We start from the raw sequence: 18,299 nt of genomic DNA, 5'->3' as shown, positions 1-18,299 counted from the left end.
GGGCGTGGGGGTCGGCGTCGGGGGTGCTTCGCGTACGGGGATCACGCTCCGGCCCTCGTTGTCGCCGGGCCGCGGGTCGAGGACCGCGCCGGTGACCGACCAGTCGACGGGTGCGTCGCCGGCGGTGACCCCGGTGAGCGTGACGTCCACGGGGACCTGGGCACCGGGCTCGACGACCCCCAGGTCGCACTGGAGGGAGGCGGCGTCGCAGATGCCGCCGGGCCACTCGATCCCGGTGATCCGCACACCGGACGGCGGGACGACGGTGAGCCGGGTCCCGGGCGAGGCGGCGGGGCCGCGGTTGACCACATGGACGGTGACCGTGCCGGATGCGCCGACGGTGACGTCCGGCGTCGTGGCGGGTGCCTCGACGGCGAGGTCCACGGACTGCTGGACGGTGGGTTCCTTCTGGCGTCCGGCGAGCTCGGCGGTGAGCGGGGTGACGTCGCCGGAGCCGACGTCCAGGACGTTCAGCTTCTCCGGGCTGTTGACCGCGGCCGTGGCCCGGGAGCTGAAGACCAGTTTCTTGCCGTCGGCGGTCCAGGCGGCGTCGCGCGGCTGGTGCGGTCCGGTGAGGGTGGTGTCCGGCAGTTCCCGGTCGCAGGCGCCGTCCTGACCGCGGGCGGCGGTGGGCAGCAGGACCTGGCAGGCGTCGCCGGACAGGGTGGTCAGGAGGAGGCCGTTGCGCGCGTCGATCCGCCCGCCGCCGTTCTTGCGGTTGAAGGCGAGGGAGCGCCCGTCGGGCGAGAAGGCGGGGCTGTCGTCGATGACGTCGCAGTTCCGTGGGCAGTGTGTCGCGCTCAGGTCGCGCTGCCGGGTCAGGTCGGCCACGGACGCGGTCCACACGTGCTTGTTGCCGCCGCCCCCGTCGATCTGCCGGGCACGGGTGAAGGCCAGGGTGGTGCCGTCGGAGGACCAGGTCGGCTGGGCGTCCCGGCCGCGGAGCTCACCGGCCGGGGGCACGATCTCGCCGGTGATCCGGCCGGTGGCGACCTCGGCGAGGAGGATGCGGCTGTCCCCCGCGGCCTCGCCGACCCCGCCGGGCGAGGTGCGGGTGAAGGCCAGGCGGGTGCCGTCCGGGGAGAACGTGGGGTCGGTGTCCCAGTCCCGAGCGCCCCGCCCGTCGAGGGGCAGCGGCGCCTCGTTCGTACCGTCGGCGTCTGCCGTCCAGATCCGTTCGATCCGCGCGTCGTCGGGGCCCTCGAAGCGGGTGAGGACGATGCGGCGCCCGTCGGGGGTGTAGTTCTGGCGCTCGGTCCACGGGTCGAACGGCGCGGCGGGCTGGAAGAGCGGGTCCTTGGCGGGGTCGGTGTTGGTGTCGGCCTGGGGGTCCTCGCGCAGGATCTTGCGCTGCAGGTCGCGCGGGTCGGAACCGTCCGCGCGGATGTCCTGGAGGGTGGCCGTGTGCACGGTGGCCGCCGAGCTGCGCTCCACGACCGGGTGGCCGCCCTCGGCGGGGCCGAGCCAGGTGGGCGAGAGGACGTCGCGGTCCTCGTCGAGCACCAGGGTGGGTTCCTGACCGGAGTGCACGACCGAACGGAAGACGTGGTCGTAGGGGGTCCGGCAGGTGCAGGTGGTCTCGGGGCTGAGGAACACGATCCCGTCCCCGTCGGGCAGCCATGCCGCCCCGTGACCCTGCCAGTTCGCGTACGCGCCGGTGAACAGCGGCTCGTCGGTGGTGCTGTTGGTGATCCGCAGCCGCTGCCGGGTCTGCCCGTCCTCGGTCGTGGTCGACGTGTACGCGATCCACGCGCGGTTGACGTCGTCGTCGACGGGGTTCCAGGCGGGCTCGGAGGCGGTGCCGCGGGCCGGGTCGGTGAGCCGGGTGGGGACGCCGCCCGTGAGGTCACGGACGTAGATCTGCCGTCCGGCGAGGGGGTCGGCGTCGCTGGAGTAGGCGATCCGGGCGCCGTCGGGAGAGACCGCCGGGTCCTCCTCGCTGGCGGGGGTGTCCGTCAGCCGGGTCAGCCCGGTGCCGTCGGCGCGGACCAGCCACAGGTCGCGCTGGGAGCCGCCGGCCGGGTCGGCGGCGTCGAAGAGCACCGACCCGCCGTCCGGGGTGAGCCGGGGGTGAGCCGCGTCCAGGCCGCTGGTGAGCCGCAGGACCCCGCCGTCGGCGCCGCGCAGATAGATCTGCGGGTGCTTCTCGTCGCGGCGGCTCGCGAAGACCAGCCGGTCGCCGAGGGCGGACGGGTCGGTGTCGTAGTGGGTGGGTCCCGCACCGAACAGCGGGGTGCTGGAGCTGGTGGAGGCCGGTTCGCCGAGGCTGCGGTGGCCGGTGCCCGCGTAGGCGATGCGGGTGGTCTCCGCGGCGTCCGCCGCGGCSGCCGCGGTCCGGGTGCCGTCCGGCCCGACCACGCCCGTCGCCCCCAGCAGGGGGACGAGCAGCAGGAGCGCCGAGGCGAGTCTCCCCCGGCGGTGCCGTCCACCGGGGCCAGCGGTCTTCATCACGGTGCCCTTCTCCGTCCGGTGCGGCACCGGGAGGTGCCCCCCGCCATCGTGCGGCGGCGGCGCACGCGGCGGGAGGGCCCGGGAGCCGCACCCGGGGGAAGGGCGGGATGCACTTTGGGGCAGCGCCGCCTTCCCCCCGGCCGGTGCGCCGGCCGCCGGGCCGCCTCTTTCGGATCGTGCCGGTCAAGTCCGCGTCGTCCGGTGCCGTGCATCGCCAGGCGGGAGAGGTACCCGCGTTCGGGACACGTCCCCGGGTGCCTCGACAACGCGGCGAGGGGCGGTGCCGGGCGGCACGGGTCGGGCAAGATCCGGAAGAGACGGCCTGGGCCGCGCGCCGGACGGCACGGTCATATCAGGCCGTTGCGGAGCGCGTAGCCCACGGCGTGGGCGCGGTTGCGCAGTTGGAGGCGGGTGGTGATCTCGTGCAGGACGTTCTTCACGGTCCGCTCGGAGTACGAGGTCTTGCGGGCGATCGCCGCGGTGTCCAGGCCCTCCGAGACCAGGCGCAGCATCTCCGCCTCCCGGCTGGTGAGGGTGGACAGGGGCAGGGCGCCGGGGTCGAGGGCCGCGCGGCGCAGGCTGCCGACGTGTCCCAGTAATTCGCCGAGCAGGTCGCCCGGGAGTACGCCCTCGCCGTTGGCAACCGCCAGGACCAGCTGGACGAGTTGGTCCTGGTCGGCCTCGGCGCGGCGCAGTACCGCCGACACGCCGCACTCGACGACGCGCTGGAGAGCGCCGACGCCGAGGGTGCCGATGACGAGTCCCGCGCGGGTGGTGCCGTTGTAGCGCAGCCGGGTCAGCAGGGCGGTCACGTCGTCGTCGAGGGCGTCGACGACGACCAGGGAGACCTGCGCGTTCTCCGCGTCCGCGTCGTCGACCAGTTCGGTCTCGGGGCGCTGGCGCAGTTGTTGGACGACGCCGACCCGCAGCACGGGGTCGGCGGCGTAGACCGCCACGGTGACGCGGGGCGGTCGGCCGAAGTCGGAGGCATGGGGGTCCGGGTGACCCCGGACGGCGTCATGCGCCGTGCTGCCGGTCGCGACCGGCCTCTTCTCCTCGGTGCGGAACATCGGTACCTGCTTCTCCTGAGTCGGTGGGGGGTTGGAGGCGGACACGACACGAGCCGACCACGGGCCGGCCGGGTGTCGAAGGCGGCTCTCCAGACTAGAAATCCATTGTTACCGGAGAGTTGCCTTGTGCTTGCCGGGCAGCGGCGCTGCCCGGACATTGCCCTCGCGTGCCTCGTACGGATCTGTCAGGTCTCCTACGGTGGGGCGGGTGACGCCTTCCGCAGCCTCCTCCGGTCCCGGTGCGCCCGGCCTGGACATCCCGGCCGTTTCCGTGACGCCGGGTGACATCGCCACCACCACCCTGACCGTCCGCAACGACAGCGACATCGTCGAGGCGTACGACCTGAAGGTCGTCGGTGACGGTGCCGACTGGACCACCGTGGAGCCCGAGCGGCTCTCCCTCTATCCCGGTACGTCGGAGACGGTGACGCTCCGTCTGGCACCGCCGCGCTCGCCCGAGATACGGGCCGGCGAGCTGCCCCTCGGCGTACGGATCCTCCCGAACGAGCAGCCCGAGTCGGTCAAGGTCCTCGAAACCGTGGTGCGCGTCGGCGCGTTCCACGAGCTGCGGACCGATCTCTCGCCGCGCCGCAGGCGCGGCTGGCTCCGGGGCCGCTATCTGCTGGCCGTCCGCAACCAGGGCAACACCCCGGTACGGGTGGGCTTCACCCCCGGACAGGCGGGCGAGGAGCTCGGGTTCGCCTTCACCCCGGCGGAACCCGCGCTGGAGCCGGGCGAGTCGAAGGAACTCCGGCTGCGGGTCCGCACCGCGCGCCCGGTGTGGTTCGGCGACCCCGTGGTCTGGCCGTTCACCGTGGACTCCCGCGAGACCGGCGAGCCGGCGCAGACCGAGGACCGTGCCGAGGAGCCCCACACGGGGCCGACGCTGGACGCCGAGTTCGTCCAGATACCGATCTTCCCCAAGTGGCTGCTCCTGCTCCTCGCGGCGCTGATCGCGCTGCTGATCGCCTGGTTCACGCTGGTCCGGCCGGCCGTGCGCAGCGCCGCCGAGGAGGCGGCCACCCAGGCGGTGCAGCCCCGCCCGATCCCGACGGAGAGCGGGTCGGACGGATCGTCCCCCGGCCCGGGCCGGCCGTCCGGCGGCAGCAGCCAGAAGCCGGGAACGGGCGGTGGACCCGGCGGCGGGGCCGACGGCGGGGGCGACGGTTCGACCGGCACGGGCGACGGCGCCGCGACCGGCGGGGGCCGGCAGAGCTCGGCCACCATCGACCTGAAGTCGGCGGCGGGACAGTCCAACACCGGGACGTACACGGTCCCCGAGAAGACCGTGTTCGGGATCACGGACATCGTTGTCGCGAACTTCCAGGGCGACGAAGGGGTGATGACGATCACCTTCGGCGACCGGAAGATCACGACGATCGCGCTGGAGACGTTCCGCAACCAGGACTATCACTGGGTGACTCCCATCAGGATCGGTGCGAAGGACACCGTGACCATTGACGTGACCTGCACGAAGCCCGGTACACCCGCGACGGGACAGCAGGCGCGGGAGTGCCACGAGGTCGTCAACGTGAGTGGTGCGCTCAAGAGCACCGAGTGATTCCGACGCTGCCCGTCCACGGCATTATCGATCGGCTTCAATCGCAGCTGTAAAGTCCGGGATGTCTTTCGGCCTGAAATAGTCAGCCCAGGACTCGAAACGCGCATCGGCCCCCACGAACCCTGGTGTTCATGGGGGCCGACGCATGTCCGGCTGCTGGGCTTCGGAAGCACCGGGCCCCGGGCGCCACCCGACCCACCGCGTCCGGACACCGGGCCCTGCGGGGACACTGGCACCCTACGAACCCGAGGACGAGGTGCACGCACGCATGACGACCGCCACGCATGGCACGACGTGGTTCCGCAGGTACTCCACCACACCCGCACCCCGGCGCCGGCTGGCGGTCCTGCCGCACGCGGGCGGTGCCGCGAGCTTCTTCCACGCCTGGGGCAGCGCCTTCGGCGGCGACACCGAGATCCTGGTGGCGCAGTACCCCGGACGGCAGGAGCGGTTCAACGAGCCGTGCGTCGACCGGATGGACGTGCTCGCCGACCGGGTCACGGAGGCGCTGCTGCCGTTCACGGACGTCCCCCTGACGCTCTTCGGCCACAGCATGGGAGCGTCCCTGGCCTACGAGGTGGCGCTGCGCCTGGAGGCGCGGCACCGCGTCACGCCGGCCGCCCTCCACGTCTCCAGCCGCAAGGCCCCGCACCGGTTGACCCCGCGCGACCTGCACCGGATGGGGGACGACGAGCTGGTCGCCGAACTGCGCAGGCTCGGCGGAACCGATCCCGCCCTGTTGGACGACCCGGACATCCGACAGCTCGTGCTGCCCGCGGTCCGGGCGGACTTCACCCTCGTGGGCACCTACGGCCCCCGCGCCGCCACCACCGTCGGCTGTCCGGTACACGCCTGGACCGGCGACACGGACCCGAACGTCACGGTACGGGACATGGACGCCTGGGCAGACGTCGCATCCCACGGCTTCCGGCTACGGGTACTGCCCGGCGGCCACTTCTACCTGATCCAGCAACACGAGACGCTGATGCGAGAGCTCAGGGGGCACCTGACCGAAGGCCACTGACCTCGCCGGCCCCGCGCAGCACCCCCGATACAGTCATCGAGCCGCTCACCGTTCTCACGCCGGGGCCGGGGCCGCTGCCACCGTACGCGTTCGAGACCCGAGTGCCTCTCCGTCACTACAGCCATCGGATACCGCATGTTCGCTGACGCCCACTCCCGCACCGCCGAGCGCGCGGCTTCACTGGCCCCTTCGGCGGGTCGCCGCACCACCCGAACCTGGTGGGCGGCGCTGCGGCGTACCCCGCCCATCATGTGGAACGACGACATCAGCGACTACGCCGCCGCCCTGACGTACTACGCCATCCTGGCGATTCTGCCGACCCTGCTCGTCACCGTGATCGCCTTCGGGCTGATCGACCCCGCCACCGCCAACCAGTTCATCGCCCGCGTCACGCACTACGCTCCCGGGCAGTCGGGAAGCGAACTGCACGACCTCCTCGTGCGGACGACCGACGGGCGTTCCGCCGCGTGGACACTGCTGGTCGCGGGCGCCACCAGCGCCGTCTGGTCCTCGTGCAGCTACCTGGCCGTCTTCCGGCGCGCACTGCACCACATGCACCGCGTACCGGACAGCCGTTCCCCCTGGCGCACGGCGCCCCGCATCGTCGCGACCGCGCTGGTGCTGCTCGTCCTGCTCGGCGTGTGCGCCCTCGTGCTGATCCTGAGCGGTCCCCTCGCCCAGTCACTCGGCCACCTCCTGCACCTGGACGGCAGCGTGCCCGTCATCTGGGGCCTGGCGCGCTGGCCCCTGCTGCTCGCACTGGTGGCCCTCCTGGTCGTCGTGGTCTTCTCCACCGGGCCGTCCTCCGCCAGGACCCGCCGCCACAGTGTCCCCGGAGGAGTACTCGCCGCGGCACTGTGGCTGACCGTTTCCGCCGGATTCGCCCTGTACACGTCCATGATGTCCACGTACAGCCGCCTGTACGGTTCGCTGGCCGGTGTGGTCGTCTTCCTGATCTGGCTCTGGCTGTCCAACCTCGCCCTGCTGGCGGGCGCCCAGTTCACCGCTTGCCTCCACCGGGACGGCGAACAGGAAGCCTGAGAGAGCGCGTCGTGCGGACGAGGCCGGTGGCGGCCGTGCACCGGAGCAAGCGGCCCGGGGGGCGCGACCCGTAACGGGAGTCAGTCCTTTTCGGGGGTCCTGCCTCCGGCCGGTTCCCGGGTTCGCGTCGCCGCCACGTGGCCGGCTGCTGCCACCACGGCGTCGACGAGTGGTTCCGTGCGGTTCTCCTTCAGCCAGGCGAGGCCCGCCGTCGACGGGGGCAGGTCCGTGACCTCGACGTAGCGGATGCCGGGGCGTGGGAAGAGGTCACGTGCGGCGGCCGGTAGGAAGCACATGCCCTTGCCCTGGGCCACGAGGTGCAGCAGGCCCTCCAGGTCCGAGGCGACGGGTCCGTAGCGGACGGGGGTGCCGTCGGGGCGCGGGTCGGCGGCCCAGAAGTCCCACCAGAGCCGGGGGACCTGCGGCGGGACGTCGATCACCGGGTGGCGGGCCAGTTCGGCGAGGGTGATCCGGTCGCGGTCCACGAGCGGGTCGCTCGCGGAGAGACAGGCCAGCCGGGGTTCCGTGGCCAGATGCTGCACCTCGACGCCGGGCGGGACCGGCGGACGGAGGAAGGCGACGTCGACGTCATGGCGGAACAGGGCGTCGAAGTGGTCGGCGAAGTGCAGACTGACCACGTCGACCTCGACCAGCGGATGCCGATCGTGGAGCAGCCGCAGCACGGCGCCCGTATAGGGCATCGCCGCCTCCGCACCGATGGTGCCGACGACGAGCCGTCCGGAGAGCCTGCGCGCCTGGGTCGAGGCGCTGCGGCTCAGCCGTTCCATGGCGGCCACGACTCCGCGTGCGTCCGCCAGCAGTACCCGGCCCTGCGGGGTCAGCGTCACGGCCCGGCTCGAACGGTCGAACAGCTTGACCCCGAGGCGCCTTTCCAGGTCTCTGATCTGCTGGCTCAGCGCCGACTGGGTGATGAACAGCCGGGCGGCGGCGCGTGAGAAGTGGAGTTCCTCCGCGAGGGCGACGAACAGCCGGAGTTGATGGGCGCTCGGCGTCCGCGGGTCGGGGCCCGTGGGCGCGGCACCTCCAGCGGCCGTTTCGCCAGTAACCATGATGAATCCCTTATCGATCGTCTTTCATGTCGCATGGCCACAAGCGATGACATGGACCGAGTGCGAGTGGAAGGCTCGGTTCGAAGCGACGCCCGGTGCGACCTCCTCGGTTCCACGGGGCCGTCCGACCATTGCTTTCTCGACAACGGGGGCCGAAACATGACTGTGAGACGAGCGGTGGCGATGCTCGCCGCCCTGCTGGCCGTGCTGTTCGGCGCCGGCGCCGTTCAGGCGTCGTCGCCGCAGGCCGGCGCGACCCCTCACGCGGCGGTGAGCGCGCCGCCCGCGGCCGAGGCCGCGCCCCTCGCGGCGCAGGCGTCGTGCACCGCGCGCAACGTCAGCCACTACGACGCCTACACGGGGCGCACCTGGACGCGTGACTGGGTGTGCGGCAATCGGACCGGCGCCCCGCTGCGCGCCTGCGGCAGTTTCATCCCCGCGTGCGGGGTGATCGGCTGGCTGGACACCTCGCCGAGCTGGTTCGTGTGCTGGGCCAGCGGTCCCCCGCACAGCGGCGGCAACAACATCTGGTACTACACCATGGGTGACCGTATCGCTCCCGGTGGCGAGCGCAATCACGGGTGGGGCTTCATCCCCGCCGTCGACGTGTGGACGTCGACCGATCCCTGGCCCGGCATGACGGAGTGCAACATCCCGTAGGCCGCGGGGAGTCGTCCGTCCCGGCCCGGTCCGGCTCAGCCCCTCGCGTCCTGCCAGGAGCTCCGCCGGACCGGGTTCCGCCGCCCTCGTCCGCCGCGCTCCTTGCCGGGATCCGGCGGCCCGCTCTCCAGCAAGCGAGGACACCTCACACCATGTTCCGCATCGCCAGGCACTCCTCTCCCACCTTTCGGCGTACGCCTCCTCGGCGTCTGCTCGCCGCGACCGCGGCCCTCCTCCTCCTCTCCGTCACCGGGGCGGCGCTCCCGCACTCGGTCGCGGCCGCGACGGAACCGTCGGACGGCGGCTCCACCGCGGTCGCGCCCGCGAGTCCTCAGGTGCCCGCCGGGGTCACGGCGGGCGTGGCGGTGTTCGACCGGCAGACGGGGACCTTCACCGAACAGCTCGCCCCGGCCGCCACGTTCCGGTCCGCGTCGGTCGTCAAGCTCCTGATCGCACTCGACTTCCTCTGGAACCGCAGCCCCGACACCCTCCCGGCCGCCGACCGAACCCGGCTGGACGCCATGCTCCGCAGCAGCCAGGACGCCGCCGCCAGCCACTACTGGTCGGCCTACGGCGGGTCGGCGATCGTCGGGCGGATGGTCACCCGGCTCGGGCTCACCGACACCGCTCCTCCACCGGCGGGTTACGAGGGCTACTGGGGCTATACGGCCATGTCGGCCCGCGACACCGTGAAGACCTACCGGTACATCCTGGAGTCCGCTCCCGCGCCGGTGCGGAGCTTCGTCATGGACCGTCTGCGCCAGTCGACCCGGTGCGCGTCGGACTCCTTCGACCAGCACTTCGGCATCGCCGGAGCGTTCGACCGCCCGTGGGCCGTGAAGCAAGGCTGGTCGGGGAGGTACGCGCAGGGGAACTGCGGTCCCGCGGGCGCCGCCGCGGCCCGTGGGACCGACGTCCCCGGCCCCGCGTCCCCCGCCACGGGTGGCGCGAGCGTCGACCTGAGCCGACCGGCACTGCACACGACCGGCACCGTCGGGGCCGGGGACCGTTCGATCGTGGCCGTCCTCACGCTGCACCCGGACGGCACGTCGTACGGCAAGGCGTACACCGACCTCGGCCGGCTGACCCGCTCCCTGAACGTTCCCGGCGGCACGGCGCCGAAGGGGAAGTGGTACGGGACGTGGGGCCAGGACGTAGCCGTCCGGGCGGCGCCGGTCGTCGGGGACAACCTGCTGACCCGGCTCCCGGCCGGCGTGGAGGTGCTGGTGGGCTGCCAGAAGAAGGGGCAGCAGGTCTCCGTGCCGCCGTACACCAACGACTGGTGGGCGTATCTGCCGCAGTACGGGGGCTACGTCACGAACATCTACCTCAGCCATCCGGACAACCAGCTGCCGGACGTACCGCTGTGCACGAATCCGAAGTGACCCCGGGGACTCCCGGAGAAGGAGTGACGATGTCGCGAACCTGGCGTACCCCCCTCGGTGTGGTCGGTGCCCTGCTGTGGGTGCTGGTGTCCGCCTTCGCGGCGGCCCCGGCCCAGGCGGCGGCCTCGGACGGGCCCCGCGAGGGCGGTGGCCACACCCTGGTCATGCCTCCGGCGCCCCGGGGCGAGGGGCTGTCCTCGCGTGCGGTGGCGGCCGTCTCACCGACGGTCTCGCCCTGGGCGGACTACGTGCACACGTCGTCGGGCAGCCCCGTCACGTGCGCGTCGGGGAACCTCTGCACCGGGGTCTGGGACCCGGTCGTCGGCAAGTACAAGGTGTTCTTCCTCTACCGGTGCGCCCAGTACTCCCTGTCCCACTGGAACGGCGTGGGCCAGGTGGTGAACAACCAGGTCGGCGCCGCCGCGTTCTTCTACGGCCAGAACGGACAGGTGCTGGACGTCGTCCTGCCGGAGCCGACACCCTTCACGTACGACTGGACTCCTGTCTGGTCCATCCGGAACTGCTGACCGGCGCGCACGCCGACACCGCCCGGTGGTCGAGGTCGCCTTGCGGCGGCCCCGGCCGCCGGGCGGCCTGCGTGACCGCCCAAGGGCACCGTCGGCCGCTCGTTCAGTGTCGCGGGAACGCCGGTCCCGGCGGGGCGAACCCCGGTGCGGTCGGGGCCGGGCCCAGCGTCGTCGTGCCAGGGGTCGATCGGTGCCCCAGGCCCGTACGGTAGGCGTCCAGGGCGGCCTCGACGCGGCCGCCTCGGCGCAGCAGGTCGCCCAGGAGGCGGCACAGGTCGGCCAGGTCGCCGCTCGCTCCGCTGCGCTCCAGCAGGCCCAGGGCCGTGACGTAGTGTTCCTCGGCGGTCTCGGCGTCCCCCCGGTCCTCGGCGATCAGCCCGAGCAGCCGGTGCGCGCCCCCCGCGTGGACCGCGCCGCGCCGGTCCCCCAGTTCGAGGAACGCCGAGAGCAGCTCCGCAGCCTCGTCGTGCCGTCCGAGCCGTCGGAGGACGTCGGCCAGCTCCACCTCCACCTGCGCGGTGAACAGCGCCGCGCGCCTGACGTTCAGCATGTCCCGAGCGGCGCGCAACTCCTGCTCGGCCGCCGCGAGTTCCCCGCTCTGGGCCAGGACGTAGCCGCGCATCCAGTGGCAGTGCGCCAGGTCGGTGCGCAGGCTCAACTGCTGGTAGATCGCCTGCGCCTTGGCCAGTGAGGCGTCCGCGTCGGCCGTGCGTCCCTCGGCGAGGAGGGTGCGGGCGACCTGCCGGTGCATGCCGGCCACGAGGGCCGGATCGTCTACCTGCGGAGCGAGCGCCAGCGCGAGTTCGGCCGCGTGCGCGGCCCGGGCGTGGGCGCCCATGTCCATGTAGGGGCCGATCACCGCGGCGTACAGGACGACCAGCGCTTCGGGGTCGGCCAGCCCGCTCGTCCCGAGCTCGTCGATGGTGGATTCGAGGAGGTAGCAGGCGTAGCGCAGTTCGCCTGCCAGAAGGTGTGCGACGGCGCGGCCGCGGATCGCGTGGACGCGGCGCGGCAACGGCTCGTCGGCGAGGAGTTGCTCGGCAGCCTGGAAGTGGCGCCCGGCGTCCCCCAGTTGGCCGGTCTCCAGGGCGCAGTCGCCGAGTCCGAGCAGCGCCTCGGCCTGTTCGGGCACGAGGTCGAGGTGCTCGGCGTCGGTGAGGAGCTGCCGGTAGTGGACGGCGGCCTCCTCCGCCGTGCCGGTGGCCAGTCGGCGGCGCGCCTCGACGAGGGCGAGCCGCAGCTCCGTGGCGAGGTGCGCGGGCCGGCCGGTGGCCAGCTCCTCGTACGTCGTGCCGAGCCGCTCCGCGAGGAAGCGCAGGGCGGTCTCCGAGGGCCTGACCCTGCCCGACTCCAGCGTCGACACATACGCGGGGGTGTACGAGGGTTCGGCCAACTGCCGCTGTGTCAGTCCGCGTTGAGCACGCAGTTCCTGCACGCGGCGGCCGATCGCGGCCGGATCGTCCATCGGACCCCCTGGTTCGTGAACTGCCCAGTATCCAGAGGCAGGAGGCATTGCGCACGCCCTCACCCTGCCCCTAGGTTAAGCGACTCGTTCACCCTACTTACTTTCTCGCTTAATTCGCCTGGCAAGGGGCTGATTTCATGCGTTCAGCACGACGAGCGGCCATGGCGGCCGGAGCGGCCGTCGCCCTCACGGCCGTGCTCGCCGCCGCACCCGGCAGCGCCGCCGCGGAACCGCCCGCACCCCGTACGGCCGCAGTCGAGGTCGAGATACCGGGGCCCGAGGACGGGTCGCTCGCAGGTTCCGGCCACACACACGTGCCGTCGGAGGGCCGGGACCGGCCGGCCTCCCGCCTGTCGTCGACCGAGGTGGCCGCCGACGGCGAGGTGGCCAGGATGGTCGACAACGGCTCCCCCGCCGACCGGCTGGACATCGTCGTCGTCGGAGACGGGTACACCGTCTCCGAACTGCCGCGCTTCCACGCCGACGCCCAGAAGAAGTGGGCGGAGCTGACGGCCGTCGAGCCGTACACCACCTACCGCGGCCTCTTCAACGTGTGGACCGTCGACGCCGTCTCGAACCAGTCCGGAGTCTCCGGCGATCCCTCTCCCGGCACCGTCCGCGACACGGCCCTCGGCTCGTACTTCTGGTGCGACGAGATCGAGCGCCTGCTCTGCGTCGACCAGGACAAGGTCGACGGCTACGTCGCCAAGGCGCCGGAGGCCGACCTGGTCCTCGTCCTCGCCAACAGCACCAAGTACGGCGGCGCCGGCTACAACGAGCGCAGCGAGACCCTCGGTTACGAGGGCATCTCGACGGCCTCGGCGGGCAACGAGAAGTCCGGCCAGGTCGCGATCCACGAGACGGGCCACTCCCTGGGCAAGCTCGCCGACGAGTACTTCTACGCCGACTACCCCGGCTACGAGCGGTACGAGGGCCCCGAGCCGGCCGACTCCAACATCACCACCCTCACCGCCGACGGCATGGCCGCCGGGGGCACCAAGTGGCACCGCTGGCTCGGTGAGCCGTCCCCCGACGGCGGGATCGTCGGCGCGTACGAGGGCGGCGGCTACTACGCCACCGGACTGCGGCGCCCCACCGAGGACTCCCTGATGCGGTCCCTCGGCAAGCCCTTCAACCTGCCCGGAGTGGAGGCGATGATCGCCGGCTTCTACCGCGAGGCGCGCATCGCCTCCCCCGTCACGGCCACCGACCGCACCCTCCGCCGGGGCGCCACCGTCAAGGCCCGCGTGCCCCGGCTGGCGGGCGCGGACGGGCGTCAGCTCACGGTCCGCTGGTACCTGGACGGGCGGGAGGTGAAGAGCCTCGCGGGCCGCACCCAGGTACGGGTGTCCGACCTGGCCCTGCGGCTGCTCGACCTCCGGAAGCACACCCTGTCCCTGACGGCGGAGGACCGCACGCCCTCGGTACGGGACCGCGACATCGCCCGGACGATGAGGTCCACGGTCAGCTGGACGATCCGGCTCTGACGTCGGGCGGGCGCGCCCGGCCGCCCGGCGGTGTCCTCACCGCCGTCCCGGCCGGCGCGCCCCGTTCGCCGTACCCGTGAGTGTCGGACCGCTGAGCACGTACGGTTCACCCCCGTCGTTCCTCCCCCACTCGGCCATCCGTCTCATTTCGGCGTCCGCATGGCGGATAAGGCTCGCCGCCGAGCCGTCCCGCCCCCTAGTCTGGCCGGGCAGCTGGTTCGCCCCGTCCGCCAGGCGGGATGCGTCGTAAGAGGGAACCCGGTGGGAATCCGGGACTGCCCCGCAGCGGTGAGCGGGAACGACCGCCGTCATACGCACTGGGACCGGACAACGGTCCTGGGAAGCGACGGCCAGTAGGTGTGCTCCGGTCGGACCGGAGAGCGTGCCCGCGAGTCCGAAGACCTGCCCGTTGCCCGCACGCGGACGATTCCGCGCGCGGACATTCCGGTGACCTCGTGGGCGGGTCGGCGTACACAGCGAGCGGCACGCACGGGGTCTTCCCGTGACCTGGTCCGCGCGTTCTGTCGTTCCCTTCGCGTCCGCGTCCCGTCGTCCGGGATGTTTCTGGACACATCTCGCGAAGGAGAGTTCCGTGACAGCGAAGCCCGCAGCCGCGGCAGCACGGGCCACCGTGTACGGCTACCCCCGTCAGGGTGGGAACCGCGAACTGAAGAAGGCCGTCGAGGGCTACTGGAAGGGCCGTGTCACGGCCGACGCCCTGCGGACCACCGCCGCCGAGCTGCGCCGTGCGAACTGGCGGGAGCTGGCCGACGCCGGCATCCACGAGGTGCCGACCGGCGACTTCTCGTACTACGACCACGTCCTGGACACCAGCGTCATGGTCGGGGCCGTCCCCGCGCGCCACCGTGCCGCCGTCGAGGCGGACGTGCTCGACGGGTACTTCGCGATGGCCCGGGGCACCCGGGACGTCGCCCCGCTGGAGATGACCAAGTGGTTCGATACCAACTACCACTATCTGGTTCCCGAGTTGGGACCCGGCACGGTCTTCACCGCCGACTCCGCCAAGCAGGTCGCCGAGCTGAAGGAAGCCCTCGCCCTCGGCCTGACCGCCCGCCCGGTCCTCGTCGGCCCCGTCACCTACCTCCTGCTCGCCAAGCCCGCCCCCGGCGTGGCGGACGACTTCGACCCGCTCACCCTTCTCGACCGGCTGCTCCCGGTCTACGCCGAGATCCTCGCCGACCTGCGCGCGGCGGGCGCCGAGTGGGTCCAGCTCGACGAGCCCGCCCTCGTCCAGGACCGCACCCCGGCCGAACTGAACGCCGCCACCCGCGCCTACCGCGACCTCGGCGCGCTCGCCGACCGGCCCAGGCTGCTCGTCGCCTCCTACTTCGGGCGCCTCGGCGACGCCCTCAAGGTGCTCGCCGCGGCCCCCGTCGACGGTCTCGCCCTCGACTTCACCGACTCCGCCGCCGCCAACCTCGAGGACCTCGCCGCCGTCGGCGGACTGCCCGGCAAGCGCCTGGTCGCCGGCGTCGTCAACGGCCGCAACATCTGGATCAACGACTTCCAGAAGTCCCTGGCCACCCTCGCCACCCTGCTCGGCCTCGCCGACCGCGTCGACGTCGCCGCGTCCTGCTCGCTCCTGCACGTCCCGCTGGACGCGGCCGCCGAGCACGACATCGACCCCCAGGTCCGGCGCTGGCTCGCCTTCGCCCGGCAGAAGACCGCGGAGATCGCCACCCTCGCACGCGGCCTCGCGAACGGCACCGACGCCCTCACCGCCGAACTGGCCGCCAACCGGGCCGACCTGGCCTCCCGCACCGACTCCGCCCTCACCCGCGACCCCGCCGTACGCGCCCGCACCGCCGCGATCACCGACGCGGACGGCCGACGCTCCCAGCCGTACGCCGAGCGGGCCGCCGCCCAGCGCGCCCACCTCGGACTGCCGCTGCTGCCGACCACCACCATCGGATCGTTCCCGCAGACCGACGAACTCCGCGTGGCCCGCGCCGACCTGCGCGCCGGCCGCATCGACACGGCCGGCTACGAGGAGCGGATCAAGGACGAGATCCGCGAGGTCCTCGCCTTCCAGGAGAAGACCGGGATCGACGTCCTCGTGCACGGCGAGCCCGAACGCAACGACATGGTGCAGTACTTCGCCGAACAGCTCACCGGCTACGTCGCCACCCGGCACGGCTGGGTCCAGTCGTACGGCACCCGCTACGTCCGGCCGCCGGTCCTGGCCGGGGACATCTCCCGCCCCGAGCCGATGACCGTGCGCTGGACCACGTACGCGCAGGCGCAGACCAGCAAGCCGGTCAAGGGCATGCTCACCGGACCGGTCACCATGCTCGCCTGGTCGTTCGTCCGCGACGACCAGCCGCTCGGCGACACCGCCCGCCAGGTGGCGCTCGCCCTGCGCGACGAGGTCAACGACCTGGAGGCGGCGGGCACTTCGGTCATCCAGGTCGACGAGCCCGCGCTCCGGGAGACCCTCCCGCTGCGCGCCGCCGACCACGCCGCCTACCTCGACTGGGCGACGGAGTCCTTCCGGCTCTCCACCAGCGGCGTCCGGCCCGACACCCAGATCCACACCCACATGTGCTACGCCGAGTTCGGCGACATCGTCCAGGCCATCGACGACCTCGACGCCGACGTCATCAGCCTGGAAGCGGCGCGCTCGCACATGCAGGTCGCCGGCGAACTCGCCGAGCACGGCTACCCCCGCGAGGCCGGACCGGGCGTCTGGGACATCCACTCCCCGCGCGTCCCCGGCACGGAGGAGGCCGCCGCGCTGCTCCGCAAGGGCCTGGAGGCCATCCCCGCCGAGCGGCTCTGGGTCAACCCCGACTGCGGACTCAAGACCCGCGACTGGACCGAGACCCGCGCCTCCCTGGAGAACCTCGTCTCCGCAGCGCGCCAGGTCAGGGCGGAGCTGAGCACCGACAACGGCTGACGGCCGGCGCACCCGGACCGGCCGCCTCCACTCCATGGCGTGAGGAGGCGGCCGGGGCGGGTCAGCGGTGGCCGAAGTCCGGGGCCCGCTTGTCGACGAAGGCCGACATGCCCTCCTTCTGGTCGGCCGTCGCGAACACCGCGTGGAACAGACGCCGTTCGAAGCGGACGCCTTCGGCGAGCGTGGTCTCGAACGCGCGGTTGACGGCCTCCTTCGCCATCATCGCGACCGGCTTCGACATCCCCGCCACCGTCGCGGCGACCCTGAGGGCCTCGGGGAGGAGGTCGTCGGCAGGGACGACACGGGAGACCAGGCCCGCCCGTTCCGCCTCGGCGGCGTCCATCGTCCGTCCCGTCAGGCAGAGTTCCATCGCCTTGGCCTTGCCCACGGCCCGGGTGAGGCGCTGGGAGCCGCCGATGCCGGGGATCACGCCCAGCTTGATCTCCGGTTGCCCGAAGACCGCCGTGTCGGAGGCCAGCAGGAGGTCGCAGAGCATGGCGAGTTCGCAACCGCCGCCCAGGGCGTAGCCGGAGACGGCCGCGACGGTGGGGGTGCGGAGGTTGCCGAGCCGGTCCCAGGCGGTGAACCAGTCGGTGAGGGGGCCACGACGTCACGACGGCCACCGGCGGCACCCACAAGTGCGACGGCACCAACGGCAGCTTCACGTGGACGTCGTTCTGACGGTCGGCACCGGTTCCGTGTCGTCGCCCCCGCGCGTCGCGCACGAGGGTGACGACACGGGAGGAGCCCCCTGGGGTCCAGGGGGCTCCTCCCGTGCACGCGGGGCGGGTGCGGGTCAGGCTCGGAGCAGCCGTTCCGTCACCTCGCGGTAGGTCCGCAGGGTGAGCCGGAGCTGCTCGGTGTCCTGGGCCGTACGCCCCTGGTCGCCGTCCTGCTGCCAGCCCGCCCGGAGGGCGGTGCGCCGGTCCCGCAGCGCGGCGACGAGCTGCCGCTCGGTCTCCTCCAGCAGGTCGGCCGCCTCGGCGACCGAGTCGCGGGGGGAGTCGACGAAGCCGGCGAGGGCGTGGTGCAGGCGCTCTCCGAGCCGGTCGCGTTCACCGGCGTCGAGCAGCTGCCCGGCGGCGCCGTCGGCGGATTCGTCGGCCGACTGCCGGTGGTGCGTGCCCGGCAGGCCGTCCGTACCGCCGGCCGTGTGATCGGCCCGGTGGTCGCCGCCGGGGGTCCGGCCGGCACCCGGCGTCGGGTTGTCGCCCGGCGTCCGGTTCTCGCCCGGCGTCCGGTCGTCGCGGCCGGGGGTCCGGTCGTCGGCCGTTCCCTTCGTGGTCCGCCCGCCCGGGGCGCTGGGGGGCGTGACGGGAGCGTGCTTGCCGCTCCCGTCGTTCCTGCCCGGGGCACCGGGGCCGTCGGACGGAGAGACGCGCTGCCCGGCCGGCCCGGTTCCGGTCGGCGCCGCCTCGGAAGCCGGGGCGGACGTCGGCGACTCGGCCACCGGTGGTCTCGAGGCGGACGGAGTGGCGGCCGGCGGCGTGGCGTCACCGTCCCGCTGCGCGGGAACGGCCGCGTGCAGCGTCCCGTCGTCGGCGGCCGCGTGGACGGAGCGCTGGGCGGGAACGKCTCCGACGGGCGTCCCCTCCCGGCCGGCGGACGTCGGCACGTCCGAGCCGGTCGGCTCGCCGGGGG

Annotated in this window: 13 protein-coding genes, 1 pseudogene and 1 riboswitch; of the genes and pseudogenes, 8 read left to right on the top strand and 6 right to left on the bottom strand. The window is 72.9% G+C overall.

Annotation, left to right across the window (positions count from 1 at the left end; genetic code table 11):
* The coding region (locus EAO70_RS03090) for a DUF11 domain-containing protein (protein ID WP_148001509.1) at nucleotides 1-2,448 on the bottom strand (2,448 nt) is incomplete at its 3' end.
* A 350-nt stretch (nucleotides 2,449-2,798) separates the two neighbouring features.
* Nucleotides 2,799-3,521: a response regulator transcription factor gene (locus tag EAO70_RS03085; RefSeq protein WP_148001491.1), complete on the bottom strand. Its 723-nt coding sequence runs from the start codon at nucleotides 3,519-3,521 to the stop codon at nucleotides 2,799-2,801.
* Nucleotides 3,522-3,729: 208 nt separating this feature from the next.
* Here EAO70_RS03085 and EAO70_RS03080 point away from each other — a divergent pair, with 208 nt between their 5' ends.
* From EAO70_RS03080 to EAO70_RS03070, 3 genes are all read left to right on the top strand, one after another.
* Nucleotides 3,730-5,082: a hydrolytic protein gene (locus EAO70_RS03080; protein WP_148001490.1), complete on the top strand. Its 1,353-nt coding sequence runs from the start codon at nucleotides 3,730-3,732 to the stop codon at nucleotides 5,080-5,082.
* A 268-nt stretch (nucleotides 5,083-5,350) separates the two neighbouring features.
* Nucleotides 5,351-6,106, top strand: a complete 756-nt coding sequence (locus EAO70_RS03075) for a thioesterase II family protein (RefSeq protein ID WP_148001489.1) — start codon at nucleotides 5,351-5,353, stop codon at nucleotides 6,104-6,106.
* Nucleotides 6,107-6,241: 135 nt separating this feature from the next.
* The gene (locus EAO70_RS03070) at nucleotides 6,242-7,147 is read left to right on the top strand and encodes a YihY/virulence factor BrkB family protein (protein WP_148001488.1); all 906 of its coding nucleotides are present in this window, start codon (nucleotides 6,242-6,244) and stop codon (nucleotides 7,145-7,147) included.
* Nucleotides 7,148-7,227: 80 nt separating this feature from the next.
* Here EAO70_RS03070 and EAO70_RS03065 read toward each other — a convergent pair whose 3' ends face one another.
* Nucleotides 7,228-8,217 (bottom strand): LysR family transcriptional regulator, encoded by a 990-nt coding sequence (locus tag EAO70_RS03065; RefSeq protein WP_148001487.1) that lies wholly within the window; start codon nucleotides 8,215-8,217, stop codon nucleotides 7,228-7,230.
* Between the two features lie 159 nt (nucleotides 8,218-8,376).
* Here EAO70_RS03065 and EAO70_RS03060 point away from each other — a divergent pair, with 159 nt between their 5' ends.
* From EAO70_RS03060 to EAO70_RS03050, 3 genes are all read left to right on the top strand, one after another.
* Nucleotides 8,377-8,877, top strand: a complete 501-nt coding sequence (locus EAO70_RS03060; protein ID WP_148001486.1) for a hypothetical protein — start codon at nucleotides 8,377-8,379, stop codon at nucleotides 8,875-8,877.
* Nucleotides 8,878-9,029: 152 nt separating this feature from the next.
* Nucleotides 9,030-10,262 carry a hypothetical protein gene (locus EAO70_RS03055; protein WP_148001485.1) on the top strand — a complete coding sequence of 411 codons (1,233 nt, stop codon included), beginning with the start codon at nucleotides 9,030-9,032 and terminating at the stop codon, nucleotides 10,260-10,262.
* 29 nt (nucleotides 10,263-10,291) lie between these two features.
* Nucleotides 10,292-10,789, top strand: a complete 498-nt coding sequence (locus tag EAO70_RS03050) for a hypothetical protein (RefSeq protein ID WP_148001484.1) — start codon at nucleotides 10,292-10,294, stop codon at nucleotides 10,787-10,789.
* A 103-nt stretch (nucleotides 10,790-10,892) separates the two neighbouring features.
* Here EAO70_RS03050 and EAO70_RS03045 read toward each other — a convergent pair whose 3' ends face one another.
* The gene (locus tag EAO70_RS03045) at nucleotides 10,893-12,254 is read right to left on the bottom strand and encodes a helix-turn-helix domain-containing protein (protein WP_148001483.1); all 1,362 of its coding nucleotides are present in this window, start codon (nucleotides 12,252-12,254) and stop codon (nucleotides 10,893-10,895) included.
* A 137-nt stretch (nucleotides 12,255-12,391) separates the two neighbouring features.
* Between EAO70_RS03045 and EAO70_RS03040 the strand changes: the two genes are divergently transcribed.
* Both EAO70_RS03040 and metE read left to right on the top strand, forming a co-directional pair.
* Nucleotides 12,392-13,741: a M64 family metallopeptidase gene (locus EAO70_RS03040; RefSeq protein ID WP_261992615.1), complete on the top strand. Its 1,350-nt coding sequence runs from the start codon at nucleotides 12,392-12,394 to the stop codon at nucleotides 13,739-13,741.
* A gap of 197 nt (nucleotides 13,742-13,938) precedes the next feature.
* Nucleotides 13,939-14,166, top strand: a riboswitch (cobalamin riboswitch).
* A gap of 167 nt (nucleotides 14,167-14,333) precedes the next feature.
* On the top strand, nucleotides 14,334-16,658 hold the full coding sequence (gene metE / locus EAO70_RS03035; protein ID WP_148001482.1) for a 5-methyltetrahydropteroyltriglutamate--homocysteine S-methyltransferase: 2,325 nt from the start codon (nucleotides 14,334-14,336) through the stop codon (nucleotides 16,656-16,658).
* A gap of 61 nt (nucleotides 16,659-16,719) precedes the next feature.
* Here metE and EAO70_RS03030 read toward each other — a convergent pair.
* Nucleotides 16,720-17,256, bottom strand: a pseudogene (locus tag EAO70_RS03030) (enoyl-CoA hydratase-related protein); the annotation flags it as partial.
* A gap of 198 nt (nucleotides 17,257-17,454) precedes the next feature.
* Nucleotides 17,455-18,299 (bottom strand): hypothetical protein (locus EAO70_RS03025; RefSeq protein WP_222723425.1); only part of this gene is annotated, 845 nt, incomplete at its 5' end.

The sequence above is a fragment of the Streptomyces sp. adm13(2018) genome, from assembly GCF_008042145.1.
Lineage (GTDB): Bacteria > Actinomycetota > Actinomycetes > Streptomycetales > Streptomycetaceae > Streptomyces.
Note: the sequence above shows the minus strand (reverse complement) of the source record. Positions and strands in the feature narration are given on the sequence as shown.

Excerpts from the sequence above, each read along its gene's own strand:
- EAO70_RS03085 (WP_148001491.1), bottom strand. The coding sequence starts at position 3,521 with ATGTTCCGCACCGAGGAGAAGAGGCCGGTCGCGACCGGCAGCACGGCG.
- EAO70_RS03075 (WP_148001489.1), top strand. The coding sequence starts at position 5,351 with ATGACGACCGCCACGCATGGCACGACGTGGTTCCGCAGGTACTCCACC.
- EAO70_RS03070 (WP_148001488.1), top strand. The coding sequence starts at position 6,242 with ATGTTCGCTGACGCCCACTCCCGCACCGCCGAGCGCGCGGCTTCACTG.
- EAO70_RS03065 (WP_148001487.1), bottom strand. The coding sequence starts at position 8,217 with ATGGTTACTGGCGAAACGGCCGCTGGAGGTGCCGCGCCCACGGGCCCC.
- EAO70_RS03060 (WP_148001486.1), top strand. The coding sequence starts at position 8,377 with ATGACTGTGAGACGAGCGGTGGCGATGCTCGCCGCCCTGCTGGCCGTG.
- EAO70_RS03055 (WP_148001485.1), top strand. The coding sequence starts at position 9,030 with ATGTTCCGCATCGCCAGGCACTCCTCTCCCACCTTTCGGCGTACGCCT.
- EAO70_RS03050 (WP_148001484.1), top strand. The coding sequence starts at position 10,292 with ATGTCGCGAACCTGGCGTACCCCCCTCGGTGTGGTCGGTGCCCTGCTG.
- EAO70_RS03045 (WP_148001483.1), bottom strand. The coding sequence starts at position 12,254 with ATGGACGATCCGGCCGCGATCGGCCGCCGCGTGCAGGAACTGCGTGCT.
- EAO70_RS03040 (WP_261992615.1), top strand. The coding sequence starts at position 12,392 with ATGCGTTCAGCACGACGAGCGGCCATGGCGGCCGGAGCGGCCGTCGCC.